This is a genomic window from Streptomyces sp. NPDC054834 (assembly GCF_053611185.1).
The window spans coordinates 35,278-51,510 of the sequence record NZ_JBSGZV010000040.1 but is presented as its reverse complement, the minus strand read 5'-3'; the positions used below and the strand labels follow the sequence as shown (position 1 = coordinate 51,510).

General features: G+C 69.1%; 10 protein-coding genes. 9 read left to right on the top strand and 1 reads right to left on the bottom strand.

The window, feature by feature from the left end:
- Positions 1 to 195 precede the first annotated feature (195 nt).
- Positions 196 to 462: a TetR-like C-terminal domain-containing protein gene (locus ACWGJM_RS36850; protein WP_453416111.1), complete on the top strand. Its 267-nt coding sequence runs from the start codon at positions 196 to 198 to the stop codon at positions 460 to 462.
- Between the two features lie 168 nt (positions 463 to 630).
- Here ACWGJM_RS36850 and ACWGJM_RS36845 read toward each other — a convergent pair whose 3' ends face one another.
- Positions 631 to 3,234 carry a PA14 domain-containing protein gene (locus ACWGJM_RS36845; RefSeq protein ID WP_453416110.1) on the bottom strand — a complete coding sequence of 868 codons (2,604 nt, stop codon included), beginning with the start codon at positions 3,232 to 3,234 and terminating at the stop codon, positions 631 to 633.
- A 157-nt stretch (positions 3,235 to 3,391) separates the two neighbouring features.
- On the opposite strand from ACWGJM_RS36845, the gene ACWGJM_RS36840 reads away from it, so the two are divergent.
- The 8 genes from ACWGJM_RS36840 (at position 3,392) to ACWGJM_RS36805 (ending at position 16,230) form a co-directional block, all read left to right on the top strand.
- Positions 3,392 to 4,405: a LacI family DNA-binding transcriptional regulator gene (locus ACWGJM_RS36840; protein WP_453416109.1), complete on the top strand. Its 1,014-nt coding sequence runs from the start codon at positions 3,392 to 3,394 to the stop codon at positions 4,403 to 4,405.
- Positions 4,406 to 4,547: 142 nt separating this feature from the next.
- Positions 4,548 to 5,645, top strand: coding sequence for an ABC transporter substrate-binding protein (locus tag ACWGJM_RS36835; RefSeq protein ID WP_453416108.1), 1,098 nt, complete (start codon positions 4,548 to 4,550; stop codon positions 5,643 to 5,645).
- 1 nt (position 5,646) lies between these two features.
- Positions 5,647 to 7,164 (top strand): sugar ABC transporter ATP-binding protein, encoded by a 1,518-nt coding sequence (locus ACWGJM_RS36830; protein ID WP_453416107.1) that lies wholly within the window; start codon positions 5,647 to 5,649, stop codon positions 7,162 to 7,164.
- Positions 7,157 to 8,119 (top strand): ABC transporter permease, encoded by a 963-nt coding sequence (locus ACWGJM_RS36825; protein ID WP_453416106.1) that lies wholly within the window; start codon positions 7,157 to 7,159, stop codon positions 8,117 to 8,119. Before ACWGJM_RS36830 ends, ACWGJM_RS36825 begins: the two co-directional genes overlap by 8 nt.
- Positions 8,116 to 9,147, top strand: a complete 1,032-nt coding sequence (locus ACWGJM_RS36820; RefSeq protein ID WP_453416105.1) for an ABC transporter permease — start codon at positions 8,116 to 8,118, stop codon at positions 9,145 to 9,147. Before ACWGJM_RS36825 ends, ACWGJM_RS36820 begins: the two co-directional genes overlap by 4 nt.
- Positions 9,148 to 9,200: 53 nt before the next feature.
- The gene (locus tag ACWGJM_RS36815; RefSeq protein WP_453416148.1) at positions 9,201 to 12,440 is read left to right on the top strand and encodes a TIM-barrel domain-containing protein; all 3,240 of its coding nucleotides are present in this window, start codon (positions 9,201 to 9,203) and stop codon (positions 12,438 to 12,440) included.
- A 14-nt stretch (positions 12,441 to 12,454) separates the two neighbouring features.
- Complete coding sequence (locus ACWGJM_RS36810; protein ID WP_453416104.1) at positions 12,455 to 13,084, top strand: ATP-binding protein; 630 nt, start codon at positions 12,455 to 12,457, stop codon at positions 13,082 to 13,084.
- A gap of 1,211 nt (positions 13,085 to 14,295) precedes the next feature.
- Complete coding sequence (locus ACWGJM_RS36805) at positions 14,296 to 16,230, top strand: MFS transporter (RefSeq protein WP_453416103.1); 1,935 nt, start codon at positions 14,296 to 14,298, stop codon at positions 16,228 to 16,230.
- The last annotated feature ends 3 nt before the right edge of the window (positions 16,231 to 16,233 follow it).

Sequence of the window (16,233 nt, the reverse complement as noted above, 5' to 3'; positions counted from 1 at the left end):
GGCGGATGCGCGGGAGATACGGTCGCCGGATGGCTGACGCACGCTTGACGACCTCCGCGTTACTCGTCCTGGGCATCATCGACAAGCTGAAGGAAGCCAGCGCCTACGACGTGAAGGTGGAGGCGGGCCGGACCGTCGCGCCGTTCTGGCCGGTGCCGCACGCGCAGCTCTACGCACAGTGCCTTCGCCCAGGTCATGACCCAGACCCCGGGCGGTCGCATACTGGCCGAGCTCAGCGGCGAGTCACAGACGGACCAGGACCTGGCCACCGCTTACCGGAAGCTTTTCTCGTCGCAGCGGCGCCGGCTGGCGGGAGAACGCCTCCACCGAGCCCGCGAGCTCGGCCAGATCCGCACCGACATTGACGTGCAATCCTCGTCGACCAGCTCTGGGGCGCCGTCTACCACCGACTGCTCATCCCCGACGAACCCGTCACCGACGACTTCATCATCGGACTCGTGAACAACCTGTTGGACGGAGTCCGTTTGAAGTTGTGCGGTGATGAACCCGGTGACAGCGGCGGGAGTGCGGTCCGCCGCCGTCCGAACGGCGGCGGACCGCACCCTTTTCATGGACGGCGCAGGACACTCGGCGCGGCGCGGGGAGGCGTTCGCCGATTCCGGGTGGGCGTCAGGCGCACCCGGCCGGGGTGGCCCGTGAGGCGTCGGAGATCAGCGCCTGTTGGGCCGTCCTGAGCCGTTGGACGTCGGGCTTGACGACCTTGCGGTCGTACGTCAGCAGGCCGTTGAGCTCACCCTCGACGTCCGAGATCTGGGTGTATACCGCGCCGTTGCCGCCCTTGCAGGCCAGCGCGTGGACCTCGGCGAGCTTGGCCAGGTAGTCGTCGGTGTAGGTCGCCGGGTCGACGTCGACGTACGACTGCTGCACGGACCAGGCGTGTCCCGGTACGGCAAGGCCGAGTCCGCCGTACTCACCGCTGACCAGGGCACGTCGACCGTCGGGGTGGGGCGGCAGGGCCGGACTGGGATAGCCGTGTTCGTCCATGATGTCGCCGGTGCCGCCGTCGTCGCCGAGGTTGAGCCCGGACATGGAGTTGACCAGCCGGGTCGGGTCCCAGGACTTGGCCTGGTCGGCGATGCGGGCCATGTCGTACTGGCCCCAGCCCTCGTTGAAGGTGACCCACATGACGACCGACGGGCTGCTGAAGTGCTCGTCGATCATCTGCTTCATCTCGCGCTCGTACTCGGCGCGCGCCTGGGCGGACGGGTTCACTCCGGCCGTCATCGCGGGCATGTCCTGCCACACCATCAGGCCGAGCCGGTCGGCCCAGTAGAACCAGCGGTCGGGCTCGACCTTGATGTGCTTGCGCACCGCGTTGAAGCCCATGCTCTTGTGCATCTTCAGGTCGTAGCCGAGAGCCTCGTCCGTCGGGGCGGTGTACAGGCCGTCCGGCCAGAAGCCCTGGTCCAGAGTGGCCATCATGAAGATCGGCTTGCCGTTGAGGAGGGTGCGCGGGACACCGTTCACCTTCTCGACCTTGATCGACCGCATCCCGAAGTAGCTGCCGACACGATCGGCTCCGACGCTCACCTTCAGGTCGTAGAGGAACGGGTCGTCGGGCGACCACAGACGCGGGTTTCGGATGCGCAGGGCCAGGGGCTTGCCGCTGCGGCCGGTGACGGTGGCCACCTTGCGTTTGCCCTCGTAGGCCGTCGCCGTGACCGGCAGGCCGTCGCGGACGCCCTGCGGCTCGACGGTGAGAGTGCCGGCGTCGACGTTCGGGGTGAGATTGAGCTGGTCGACGTGGTCGGCGGCCACCGGTTCCATCCACACCGTCTGCCAGATACCGGAGGTCGGCGTGTACCAGATGCCGCTGGGGTCCAGGCGTTGCTTGCCGACCGGCGGGTTCTCGCCGTCGGCCGCGTCGGTGGGGTCGTAGACGCCGACGATCAGCTCCTGGATGCGGCCGGGCTTGAGGGCGTCGGTGACGTCGGCACTGAACTTGTCGTATCCGCCCTGGTGTTCGGCCACCTTGGTGCCGTTGACATACACCTCCGCTCGCCAGTCGACCGCGCCGAAGTTCAGTTGCAGCCTCTTGCCGGAGCCGATCTTCCAGCCGGCCGGGACGGTGAAGGTACGCCGGTACCACATGCGGTCCTCGTGCCGTTCGAGCCCGGACAGCTGCGACTCGACGGGGTACGGGACGAGGATCTTCTCGCCGAGCTTCCTGCCCACCGGCGGTTGTTCTCCCGCCGTGGCTGCGGCGAACTGCCAGGAGCCGTTGAGGTTCTGCCAGGCACCACGCGTGAGTTGGGGCCTCGGGTACTCCGGGTGGGCGTTGCCCGGCCCGACCTTGTCGGCCCACTTGGTGCGCAACTCGTACGTCGACCTGTTGGCACCGCTGCTCCAGAAGGAGTTGACAACGTTGCCGTCCGTGCCGGTCAACCCGCCTTTACCGTCGTAGCGCACGTCGGCGAGACCTGACGCGGTGCCGGTCTTGTTGCCGACGACGGGCTCCTTCAGCGTGATGAGCAGCTTCCGGGGGTCGGCGGAGTCCAGCCGGGCATCCCCCAGGGGCCAGGCGGCGCCCCCGATCACGGCGTCGAGGTGCTCGCCGAGACCGGCCGGCGGCGCGTTGAGCGGCTGCGCGAACTCGAGGGCGAGGGTACGGCCGCTCGCCAGGACGGCGGTGGAGACGGCTCCGTCGTAGTCGAAGCCGTCGGGCAGGCGGAACGCGGACTGCGGTACCGCGGTCTTTGTGCCGTCGGGCGGGGTCCAGCGCAGGTGGAGGTTGGAGCCGCCGTAGTGCTCGAAGTATTCGACCTTGATGTCGTAGGCCTTGCCCGCAGTCAACTCGACGGCTTGGCCCGTCTGTTCGCGGTCCCAGTCGTCCACCCAGTGGTCGATGACCGCCTTCCCGTCGACCCACAGCCGGAAGCCGTTGTCGCCGATGATCGAGAAGGTGTGGGGGCCGGTCTTCTCCGGGACGATCTTCCCGGTCCAGCGGACGCTGACGTCGTCCGACTGGCCGGTGGCGAAGTTCAGACGCGGCTCCAGGGTGTCGAAGTCGAGGTTCGGGTCGAACCCGGTGGCTTTGAGCTCGTGGAAGTCGAAGGCGCCGGGGGCGGACTGGGTGTAGTACTCGCCCTTGAGGCCGTGGACTTCGACGGGATCGTCGGCCGCGGTGGCGGCGGGTGCCGCGGTGAGGCCGGCAAGGCCCAGTGCCGCGGCGAGCAGCAGGGCGAGGCGTTGTCCGAGAGGTCTGATGCGCACGAATCCTCCTTGGGTGAGGAAGGGTGGCGGCTCGTTGCTTCAGTCTGTACAACGTTGGAAGGAACGGCAGTTGGCATGAGAGCACGGCTCTCGACCTCTGTCCAGTGGCATGACAATCCCCGGGGTACGGGGCACTCATCGATGCTGAGGAGATCCCTTGCGGGTCAGCCTGAGGGACGTGGCGGAACGCGCGGGCGTTTCGATCAAGACCGTGTCCAACGTTGTGAACAACTATCCGCACGTCACCCCGGCCATGCGCGCCAGGGTGCAGGCGGCGATCGACGAGCTCGGTTACCGGCCCAATCTGACCGCGCGACATCTGCGCAAGGGCCGTACGGGGATCATCGCGCTCGCCGTTCCCGAGCTCGGTAACCCGTACTTCGCGGAGCTGGCCGGCGCCGTGATCGACGCGGCCGCGGAGCACGAGTTCACCGTCCTGCTCGACCACACGCGGGGCGAGCGCGAACAGGAGATCCTGGTCAGCCAAGGATTCCGGGGCGGTGTGATCGACGGGCTGATCCTCAGCCCACTGACCCTGGAGGCCGAGGATCTGCAGGGCCGGTCCGGCGACGTACCGCTGGTGCTGCTCGGTGAGCGCGAGTACGGCCTGCCCTTCGACCACATCGCGATCGACAACGTGGCGGCGGCCCGGTGCGCGGTGCGTCATCTGCTGGGCCGCGGCCGGACCCGGATCGCCTACCTGGGCGTGCGCACCGACTCCTTGAACCAGCCCGCCCACCTGCGACTGGACGGCTGGCGCGCGGAGTTGGCGGCGGCCGGGGTACCCGCGCCGGACAGCCTGGTGGTGCCGGTCGGCGGCTGGGACCGGGACGACGGGGCGCGTGCGATGGCCGAGTTGCTGGACTCCGGCGTGCGTCCGGACGGTGTCTTCGCCTTCAACGACCTGATCGCGATCGGGGCGATGCGGGTGCTGCACGAGCGGGGTCTGCGGGTGCCCTGGGACGTGGCGGTGGTGGGCTTCGACGACATCGCGGAGGGGCGTTTCGGCGCCGTCACCCTGACGACGGTCTCGCCGGACAAGCAGGCCATCGCGAAGATGGCCGTCGCCTCGCTGCTGCGCAGTCTTTCGGGCCGCGAGGAGCCCGGCGGGCGCGAACTGACCGCGAAGTTCGAGCTGGTTGAGCGGGAGAGCACCTTGGGCCGACGGTGACGAGATTTCGGACGGAAGGCTTTACACGGCTCTTCCAACGATGTAAAAACCTCCCCTGAACGACGAGCACGCCGAGTTGACGCAAGAGCAAGCCTCCCCGAGAGCGCTCTCAGCTCCGGGGCCGTGCCGTTTGGGGACACTCATGAAGCCCACCGCACTTGTCCGTCGCACCTCCGCGCGAACGCTTCTCGCCGCCGGCCTCGTGACGAGCCTCGCGCTCGCGACCGGATGCACCAAGTCCGAGGACGATTCGGGCACGAAGCCCTCCACCTCGAAGCAGGACGACGCCGGCCAGGTGGTCGCCTCGCCCGGCACCGCCGCCGGCCCGACCTGCACCATCGACGCCTACGGCGGGCGGAAAATCGATCTGAAAAGCGCCACCGTCGGCTTCTCCCAGTCCGAGAAGGAGGCCAACCCCTTCCGGATCGCGGAGACCGCCTCCATCAAGGCCGAAGCCAAGGCACAGGGCGTCGAACTACTCACCGCCAACGCCCAGTCGCAGTTCTCCAAGCAGATCAGCGACGTCCAGGACCTCATCGCCAAGGGCGCGAACCTGCTGGTGATCGCCCCGCTCAACTCCGACGGCTGGGAGCCGGTGCTGCGCACCGCGGCCGCCAAGCACATCCCGATCGTGACCATCGACCGCAAGATCAACGCAGCGGCCTGCAAGGACTATGTGAGCTTCATCGGCTCCGACTTCGTCGAGCAGGGCAAACGGGCCGCGGACCAGATGATCGAAGCGACCGGCGGCAAGGGCGAGATCGCCATCCTGCTCGGCGCGGCCGGCAACAACGTGACCACCGAGCGCACCGCGGGCTTCGAGGACCGCATCAAGGAGAAGGCCCCCGGCCTGAAGGTCGTGTTCCGTCAGACCGGCGAATTCGCCCGCGAGAAGGGCCAGTCGGTCACCGAGAACCTCATCCAGTCCAAGCCCGGCATCACCGGGATCTACGCCGAGAACGACGAGATGGGCCTCGGCGCCGTCAACGCCCTCAAGGGCGCGGGAAAGAAGGCCGGCGACGTCAAGATCGTGACCATCGACGGAACCCGCAATGCCGTACAGAGCATCGTGGACGGCTGGATCTACGCGGTGATCGAGTCCAACCCGCGCTTCGGGCCGCTCGCCTTCCAGACCCTCGACACCTTCACCAAGGGCGAGAAGGTCGGACAGGACATCGTTATCAAGGACAGCGCCTACGACAAGACCAACGCCCGGTCGGACCTCGGCAAGGCCTACTGACGTGCTCTCGGTCACCCAGCTGTCCAAGACCTTCCCCGGCGTGCGCGCGCTGTCCGACGTGGACTTCACCGCGCGCGCCGGGGAGGTGCACGCGCTCGTCGGCGAGAACGGCGCGGGCAAGTCGACGCTCATCAAGGTGCTCACCGGGGTGTACCGGCCCGACCACGGCGAGGTGCTGTACGACGGAGAACCGGTCCGCTTCACCACACCGCTGCAGGCCCAGCAGGCGGGTATCTCCACCATCTACCAGGAGGTCAACCTCGTCCCGCTGATGAGCGTGGCCCGCAACCTGTTCCTCGGCCGCGAACCGCTGGGCCGGCTGGGCCTGGTCGACTTCCGGCGCATGCACCGCGAGGCCGACGAGGCGCTGCGCGGACTCGGCATCCGGGTCGACGTACACCGGCCGCTGCGCGAACTCGGCGTCGGCACCCAGCAGATGGTCGCGCTCGCCCGTGCCGTCGCCGTCGAGGCCCGCGTCGTCATCATGGACGAGCCGACCTCCTGCCTCGAACCGCGCGAGGTGCAGACTCTGTTCGAGGTGATCCGCATGCTGCGCGAGCGCGGCGTCGCGGTCGTCTACGTCAGTCACCGCATGGACGAGCTGTACGAACTCTGCGACACGATCACCGTCCTGCGCGACGGACGCGTCGTGCACACCGGCCCGCTCGCCGACCTCGACCGGCTGCGGCTGGTGTCCATGATGCTCGGCCGGGAGATCGGCGAGGTGCGCGCGGAAGGCATGACCAAGTTCTCCGGCTCGCACGACACCGGCGCCGAACCGATCCTGACCGCAGTCGAGTTGACGGTACGTCACAGTCTGCGGAACGTGTCGCTGTCGGTCCGGCCCGGTGAGGTCGTGGGCCTGGGAGGGCTGCTCGGCTCCGGCCGCAGCGAGACCGCCAAGGCCATCGCCGGGGCCTTGCCCACCGACACCGGCCGGGTCGTCGTCGCCGGCGTCCCGGTACGGGCGGGCTCGACCGCCGCCGCGATCCGCGCCGGCATCAGCCTGCTGCCGGAGGACCGCAAGACCGAGGGCATCATGCCGGGCCTGTCGGTCCGCGAGAACATCGCGCTCGCCGCCCTGCCCGGGCTGTCCCGCTTCGGCCTCGTCGACGACGCCCGCGTCGACCGGATTGTGGAGACGTTCATGAAACGGCTGCGCATCAAGGCCGCGGGAGCGCACCAGAAGGTCGGCGAACTCTCCGGCGGCAACCAGCAGAAGGTCCTGCTGGCCCGCTGGCTGGCCCTGCACCCGAAGGTCCTGCTCCTGGACGAGCCGACCCGCGGCATCGACGTCGGCGCCAAGGCCGAGGTACAGGCACTCATCGACGAACTCGCCGACGACGGCCTCGCCGTGCTGCTGATCTCCTCCGACACCGAGGAACTGATCGAGGGCAGCGACCGCGTGGTGGTCCTCAAGGACGGCGTCGTGGTCCGTGAGCTGACCGGTGACGCCGTCACCGAGGGCGAGCTGATGCGTGCCATCGCCGCCGTACCCGCTGGAGAAAGCGATGACTGAACTCACCCTCGCGCGCGGCGCGCTGGACCGTACCCGGCTGCTGCGCCTGCTCCAGGACTACGGCGTGTACACCGGCGTCCTGGCGCTGCTGCTGTTCAACTTCGCCTTCACCCCCCAGTTCGCCTCCGCGGAGAACTTCCGCACCCAGGCCGTCCAGGTCGCCCCCGTCCTGATCGTCGCGCTGGGCATGGCGCTGGCGATCGGCACCGAGGGCGTCGATCTGTCGGTGGGTTCGGTGATGGCACTGGCCACCTCCCTGCTCTCGCTCTACCTCGGCTACGGGCCCTGGATCGCCGCGTTGATCGCGGTGACCGCGGGTGCCGTGGTCGGCGTCGCGAACGGCGCCCTGATCGCGTTCGTCGGCGTCCAGCCCATCGTCGCCACCCTTGCCCTGATGGTCGCCGGACGCGGGCTTGCCCTGGTCCTGCTGCCCCAGCTCAAGGACGTACGCGACCCCGGCCTGGCGGCAGTCGGCTCCGGAGACGTGCTGGGCGTGCCCTACCTGGTCCTCATCGCCGCGGCGCTCGCGGTGCTGGTCGCGTTCGTGATGCGCCGCACCACCTTCGGGCGGCAGGTCCTGGCCATCGGCGACAGCCGGCCGGCGGCCCGGCTCGCCGGACTCCCGGTACGCCGGGTTCTGGTCGTGGTCTACGTCTGCTCCGGCGCCCTCGCCGCGATCGCGGGCGTGCTCGCCACCGCCCGCCTCGCCGCGAGCGACCCCACCTCCCTCGGCACCCTGATGGAACTGTCCGCCATCACCGCCGTGGTCGTCGGCGGCACCCCGCTCAGCGGCGGACGGGTGCGCATCGGCGGCACCGTCGCGGGTGCCGCGCTCATCCAGCTGCTCACCACCACCCTCATCAAGCACGATCTGCCGCCGTCGTGGACCCAGATCGCCCAGGCCGTGGTGATCGTCCTCGCCGTCTACGCGGCCCGGGAACGAGGCAGGCGATGACCACGCAGACCGAAGAGGCCGGAATGCCGACCGACACCGTGAGCCGCAAAGGTGCCGGTCCCGGGCGTATGAACCGCTCCGAACGGCTGAGCGGGCTCGCGCAGCAACACGGCGCCCTCGTCACCCTCGTGATCGCCATGGCCGTGGCGTCGCTGGGCTTCGACACCTTCCTGACGGGCGACAACCTGGAGAACATGGCGCTGTCCTCGGCGTTCCTCGCCGTGGTCGCCCTCGGCATGACGTTCGTGATCGTCACCGGCGGCATCGACCTGTCGGTGGGCTCGCTGTTCGCCCTCGGCGGCGTCCTCGCCGCCTGGGGCTCGCGGTACGGCACGGCGGTGGCCCTGTTGCTGCCGCTTGCCGTGTGCGGACTGATCGGCCTGGTCAACGGGGTACTGATCGCGCGCGTGCGGCTGGCGCCGTTCATCGTCACTCTGGCGGCGATGCTGGGCGCCCGGGGCATCCTGCTGGCCATCACCGACGAGGGCTCGAAGACGTATCTCGTGGACAAGGACTCCTTCTTCGCCTCCCTCGGACAGGGCTCCTTGGGTGGCATCGGAGTGCCCGTGTGGATCACCGTGGCGCTGTTCGTGCTCGGCGCCGTCGTGCTGCGCCGGACCAGATTCGGGCAGTACGTCTACGCGGTCGGCGGCAACGAGGACGCTGGAGCCCTGATGGGTGCGCCGGTGGCCCGTACGAAGGTCTCCGTCTACACGCTCTCGGGCCTGTGCGCCGGGCTCGCCGGCGCACTCAACGCGGCCTGGCTGCTGTCCGGCGTCACGATTCTCGGCAGCGGCATGGAGCTGGAGGCCATCTCCGCCGTGGTCATCGGCGGCACCCTGCTCAGCGGCGGTTTCGGTTTCATCAGCGGCTCCCTGGTCGGGGTGCTGTTGCTGAAGGTCATCCAGAACGTGATCAACCAGATCGGCTCGCTCGACTCTGCCTACCAGCAGGTCGTCAGCGGGGCGTTCCTGGCCGTGGTGGTGGTTGCCCAGACCTGGCTGGGCCGGAGACGGAGAGTGCTGTGAAACCTTCCTTGCCGGGATGCCGCCGCAGGCTGGGCCGCCCCGTCGTCGTTCAGATGGTGGCCGTCACGGCACTGGGGCTCTGCCTGGTCACCCCAGGCGTGGGGGCGGCGGGCACCGGGAGCCGGCCGGCCCGCCCCTCCGCCGTGACCGTGCAGGACGCCCGCTTCGAAGTCCTGTCACCGACGTTGATCCGGACGGAGTACGCGGGGGACGGCCGCTTCGAGGACAGCCCCACCTTCAACGCCGTCGGGCGGGACTCCTTCACACCGCCCCCCTACACCTCGTCCGTCAGCGGCGGCGTCCTGACCATCGCCACCAGCGCCATGACCCTGCGCTACCGGGTCGGCTCCGGTCCCTTCGACGCCGACAACCTGACGACGTCCTTCAAGGCAGGGCGGACGCCGGTGCTCGCGGCTCCTTGGCAGCACGACGTCTGCGCCGTCGGCGCCCTGTGCGAGGCGGAGGACCAGCTGTACGACGGTCCAGGCCTGGCCACGGATCACAGCGGGTTCAGCGGCAAGGGTTTCCTCGCCGGTTTCGAGGTGGACAACAACTCCCTCGCCGCGGACTTGCAAACACCGTCCGCCGGAACCTACGACCTCGCCGTGCGCTACGCCAACGCGGTAGGCAGCGACGGTCGCCACGAGTCACGCACCCTCAGCCTCAGCGTGGACGGCGGCGCCGACAAGACGTTCACGCTTCCCGCGACATCGGACTGGAACACCTGGGGTGTGGCCCGCCTGCCGCTGACGCTCGGCCCCGGTCCCCACACCGTCAGACTCCACCGCGCCGCCGCCGACTCCGGAAGCGTCAACATCGACAGCCTCGCCCTCCTCACCTCCGGCGCCACCTACCCGTCCCGAGCGCAGACCGCAGTCAACGGCTGCCGCTTCGGGACCAGTTGCGAGGCCGAGGACGCCCTCCTGTCGGGCTCCGCGATCACCGCCACCGATCACCAGGGGCATGCCGGCTACGGCTTCACCGCCGAACTCAACCAGGGGTCCGCTGTCTCGGACCGGATCACCGGCGTGCCCGCCGACGGCACCTACCTGCTGAACCTGCGCTACGCCAACGGCACCGGCAGCGACGGCCTGCACCAGTCACGGACGATCGAAGCCGCCACCGGCGACGGCGCCTCCCACACCCTCACGCTCCCGGCCACCGACAACTGGGACACCTGGCAGTCGGCCTCCGTCCCCGTCGAGCTGAAGGCGGGCACCGACGAAGTCACCCTGAACTGCCCGGAGTCCACCAGCTGCCACGTCAACCTGGACACCCTCGCCCTGAGCCGGCAAGGAGAGGCCGCCCCCGCACCCCACCTCGCCCTGGGCGGCTACCGCCGCAGCCTCGACGGACTCAACGGCGACAACGACCCCACCCCCTGGACCACACCCGGTCTCCTACACCGCGACGGTTGGCACCTGCTCGACGACACCCCCTCCGCGGTCTACGACACCGGCACCAAGAAGGCCACCCCACGCCCCGCCCACGGCGGCCGGCCCTACCAGGACGGCTACGTCTTCGCCTTCGGACACGACTACCAGCAGGGCCTGTCCGACCTGGCCACCCTGACCGGGCCGTCACAGCTGCTGCCCCGCTGGGCCTACGGCGTCTGGTACTCCGAATACATCGACCGCACCGCGAGCGACTACGAGAACGCCATCCTGCCCGCGTTCCGCGCGGCGGACGTACCCCTGGACGTGCTGGTCACGGACACCGACTTCAAGTCGCCGAACACCTGGAGTGGTTGGAACTTCGACCCGGCCAAGTTCCCCGACCCCAAGGCATTCTTCGACTGGTCCACCGGCCAAGGGCTGCACAACACACTGAACGTGCACCCGAGCATCCTCGGCTCCGACCCGCAGTTCGCGAAGGCCCAGAGCACGGCCAAGGGCAAGCTGAGAAAAGGCGGTTGCGCAGGCAGCGCAGGCTCGGACTGCTACACCTTCGACTTCGGCGATCCCGACCAGCTCAAGGCCTACCTCGACCTGCACCGGCCGATGGACCGGGCCGGCAACGACTTCTGGTGGCTGGACTGGTGCTGCGACGCCTCCCGCTCCTCGCAGTCCGGAGCCACCCCGGACGCATGGATCAACCAGGAGTACGCCGACCTCACCTCTGAGACCAGCGACCGCGGCTTCGTCCTGTCCCGCGCCTACGGCTCCCTCCAGGCCGGCGGCTACAGCGGCGGCGTAGGCCTGCCCACCGGCCCCTGGGCCGACAAGCGCAGTACCCTCCACTTCTCCGGTGACACGACTTCGAACTGGGGCACCCTGCGCGCCGAAATCGGCTATACGCCGGGGGAGTCGGCCGCCACTGGCCTCGCCGCCGTCAGCCACGACATCGGCGGCCACAACGACGGATACGGCATCCCCGGGGCCGAGACATACACCTCGAACGGCCAGACCCACCGCACCACCAAGCTGCCCGACGACCTGTACGCACGGTGGGTGCAGTTCGGCACCTTCCAGCCCATCGACCGGCTGCACAGCAACCACAGCGACCGACTGCCGTGGCAGTACGGCCCCGAAGCGCAGAAGTCCGCGGAGAAGTTCCTCCGACTGCGCGAGGCGCTCGTGCCGTACACGTACACCCTGGCGCACGAGGCCAACACCACCGGCACCCCGATCGTCCGCCCGCTGTACCTGCAGTACCCGGAGGAGGAGAACGCCTACACCAAGGCGGACAGCGAGTACCTCTACGGCCCCGACATGCTGATCGCACCCGTCACCACACCCGGCACCGACACCACCACGTCGGTGTGGTTCCCTCCCGGCCAGTGGACGGACTACTTCACCGGCCGCACCTATACCGCACCCGCCGGCGGAGCCACGCACGACATCACGACCACCCTGGACACCATGCCGGTCTTCGTCCGAGCGGGCGGCATCGTCACTACCCGGTCCGACAACGTGCCCAACGACGGCCAGAGCCCGCTCGACAAGGTCAGCGTCACGGTGGCCCCAGGAGCATCCCGCGCCTTCTCCCTCTACGAGGACGACGGCAGCACCTCGCATGCCGGACGTACGGCAACCACCCGGATCCGCTACGCCGAACACAAGGGCACCCACCTGCTGACGATCGCACCCGCCAAGGGAACCTTCGCCGGACAGGTCAGCCGCCGCACCTGGACCGTGTCCTTCCTCGCCGTCGACGAACCACCGAGCCAAGTGAGCGCGGCCGGCACCCGTCTGACCCGCTCGGCCTGGCACTGGGACGCCGACACCCACGTACTGCGGATCACCATGCCCACGCAGAGCATCCACGCTGCCACGGCCATCGCGTACAAGTAGAAGGGCGGGGACTCGTGCGGGCCCTGCCGCGCATGTCGTACCTGGGGGCAGGGCCTGGCAGACCTCGGCGCGAGTCGGCGAACTCACCCGCTTCCGCCGACTGCAGACCAACCCTCCGCTTCCTCGACGACGCCTCCAACGTACTGTTCGCGGGGCCGCCCGGGGTCAACAAGATCATGCTGTCCGTGGCCCCGGGAAGAGCGACGGTCGAGGCGGGCAACCGCGTCCACTTCACCACCGCGGCCGCCCTGGCCGCCCGCTGCCACAAGGCCGCGCTGGAGGGCCGGTGGAAGACATGCATGAACTTCTTCGCCGGCCCGAAACTCCTGATCATCGATGAACTGGGCCACCTCCCGTTGCCCGAGGACGACGCGTCCGTACTGTTCCAGGTGATCAACCAGCGGTATCTGAAATCAAGCACCATCCTGACGACCAACGGCGGTATCGCCGACTGGGCCCCCGCGTTCGGCGACGCCACGGTCGTCCGCCGCGATGCTGGACCGGCTCCTGCACCGGGCCGCTGTCGTCGGCATCGATGGCCCCTCCTATCGGCTCCGCGGCCACCGGAACCAGGCCGAAACCATCCGAGCCGGGGTGAAGGCCCGTGTCTCCTGACAACACCCATTCGAAACCACCGAGGTTGATGCCGAGATGGCACGTCGCTGCCCGGTCTGCGAGACCGTCTTCACCGTCGCCTACCGTTTCAGCCGACAGGTCTTCTGCTCACCCACCTGCAAAGCGGCCAACCACAACAGCAAACCGGTCCGGCAGACTTGTCCGGTCTGCGAGAACGCGTTCACCACTACGGTCGCCCGCCGCCGGACCTACTGCTCGGAAGAGTGCCGCGGCGCTGCCCGCACCAGCGACGACATCCGGGACCGGCGCGTCTGCCTGGTCTGCAACGGCCCGTTCGAGGCCCTGAAAACCACCCGCCAGATCCACTGTTCTCCGGCCTGCCGCAAGGACGCCGAGCGCCGCCGCGACCAGGCAAGAGACGAAGACCGCGCGCATCGTCTCGGTGAGACCACTTCTCTGCCGTCGTGGCCTGAGCTGCCTCCACCGTCTAAAGCTCTCAGCCGGCCCCTCTCGCGTCAGCAAGTGTCCAGAAAGGCGCAGAGTGCCGTGGCGCGGCTCGGGTCCCGTGCCGCGATGGGGTCGCTCGCATTCCTTCGGTCGTCGGCGGTTGGCCGTGCGTCAGGGCACGGACCCCTCGCCGTCACGTGCCGACGACGTGCCGGAAGCAGCGGAAGCGTGTTGTGTCGTGTGTTCACGGTGTCGAGCATTTCGTCCGGGCGCTTCCGCCTGCCGGATCAAATAGCGACTTCGCCTCTTGTACTGGACGGACGAAGGGAGATACCGGCGGCGGAATGTCCACTGAGCTGCACAAGATGCCATAAAATGGAAGACGCCGTCACCCCGTGCACCGTTTGACCAGAGCTCGAGGTGAGGCCATGAATGCCGTTGCACAGGACAACGTTTCAAGGCGCCGGGGGTCTGTCATCGGGTGCCGAACCTGCTCTCCTGGCTCGTGCCAGCCGCACGGCACGCAACAGGCGCACGGGGAAGAGCCCCACCAACGGTGCCCGTCGCCCGAGGTCCTCGGCGTCCGCGTGGTCGAACGCCCGCGCATAACGCTCCGCGTCCTCGGCGCTCGGATACCGCTTGCTGCCGTGCGCCCCGCAACCGCGCTCGCAGCGCCAGCGCATGGTGGCGCCCTCGCTCTGGAAGCGGAACCGGTGTCCGACAAGACGGCAGCGCAGCACAAGGAGGGACGTTACGCCGGACACGGGGCGCAAGCCCGGTCCCTCGCCCGTACGGCGGATCGGCCGTGTCCCGAGGCGGAAGGGGCGGCGGCATGACTGCCACCTCCGAACTCCGTGTCATCACCACGAAGGTCCCCGCCCGCCTCGACCGGCTGCCGTGGTCCCGGTTCCACTGGCGGATCGTCATCGGCCTCGGCACCGTCTGGATCCTCGACGGGCTCGAAGTGACCATCGTCGGCGCGGTCGCCTCACGCATGACCGAACCGAACAGCGGCATCCACCTCACCAGCGCCGACATCGGCACGGCCGCCGCGATCTACGTGGCGGGCGCATGCGTCGGTGCCCTGCTCTTCGGCCGGCTCACCGACCGCTACGGGCGCAAGAAGCTGTTCATGCTGACGCTCGGCATCTACATCCTTGCCACGGTCGCGACCGCCTTCGCCCACGACGCCTGGTACCTCTATCTCGCCCGGTTCTTCACCGGCATGGGCATCGGCGGGGAGTACGCGGCGATCAACTCGGCCATCGACGAGCTGATCCCCGCCCGCAACCGGGGGCAGGTGGATCTGGCTATCAACGGCAGCTACTGGGTGGGAGCCGCCCTCGGCAGCCTGGCCGCCCTGGTGCTCCTCGACGAGAACCTGCTCCCGGCCGGCCTCGGCTGGCGGCTGGCCTTCGGCCTCGGCGGCATCCTCGGCCTCGGCATCATGATGGTTCGCCGCCATGTACCGGAGAGCCCGCGCTGGCTGTTCATCCACGGTCACGAGGACGAGGCCGAACGCATTGTCGACCAGATCGAGGCCGAGGTACGCCAGGAGACCGGTCAGGACCTGCCCGAACCGGCCGAGGCCGTCACCGTCCGGCAACGTGACGTGATCCCGTTCACCGAGATCGCCCGAGTGGCCCTGCAGCGGTACCCGCGACGCGCCCTCCTCGGCCTTGCCCTCTTCGTCGGCCAGGCCTTCCTGTACAACGCGATCGTCTTCGACCTGGGCACGCTCCTGAGCGGGTTCTTCGGCGTGGGCTCCAGCTCGGTGCCGTACTTCCTCACCATCTTCGCGGTCGCCAACTTCCTCGGCCCGCTGTTGCTCGGTCGGCTGTTCGACACCGTGGGCCGCAAGCCGATGATCGCGGGCACCTACTTCGGCTCGGCCGCCGTGGCGGTGGTCCTCGCCGGCCTGCTGGTCAACGGCTCGCTGACGGCCTGGTCGTTCTTCCTTCTGGTCTCGTTGACCTTCTTCGTCGCGTCCGCCGGAGCGAGCTCCGCCTACCTGACCGTCAGCGAGGTCTTCCCCATGGAGACCCGAGCCCTGTCCATCTCCCTGTTCTTCGCCGTCGGCACCGCTGTGGGCGGCATCACCGGGCCGCTGCTGTTCGGACACTTCATTCACAGCGGCAACACCACCCTCGTGGCCACCGGCTTCTTCATCGGAGCGGCGGCCATGGCCCTCGGCGGGCTGGCCGAGGTCGCCTTCGGAGTGAAGGCCGAACAGCAGTCCCTGGAGAACATCGCCAGGCCGCTGACCGCCGAGGAAGCCGACGCGGCCTGGCGGGGTGAGCGGGCGCCCCAGGACGAACGGGACCGCCTCCGCCCCGCGGACGTACGGCAGGCCGCGCGCGAGCGGGACCAGCGGATCGCCGACCGCACGGCCGGCCGCCGGGTGCGAGAAGGCACCGGGGCGCGGCGGTACCGTCCGGGCGCCGGCGCGGGCAGTTCTTTCTACTCGCCGGGGATGGCCGGAACCACAGGCGCCACGAGCCGCACCTCCGCCATGGCCGAGCAGCGCCTCGACGAGGAGATCGAGGAACTGGTCCGGGCCCTCGAAGAGAGCGGGCCCGCCACGCGCGAAGGGCTCGAGCAGGCCGTCCACGGCCGGTCGTGGGGACCCGGGCGCTTCGCAGGGGCCTTGCGGGAGGCCGTCGGGGAGTCGCGCGCCCGCCACCTGCCGGACGACCGCTACGCGCCGCCGGACCGGCCCGGCAAGCCGGGCGGAGCATCCGGCTCCCACCGGAACCGCAGCGCGTGAGCT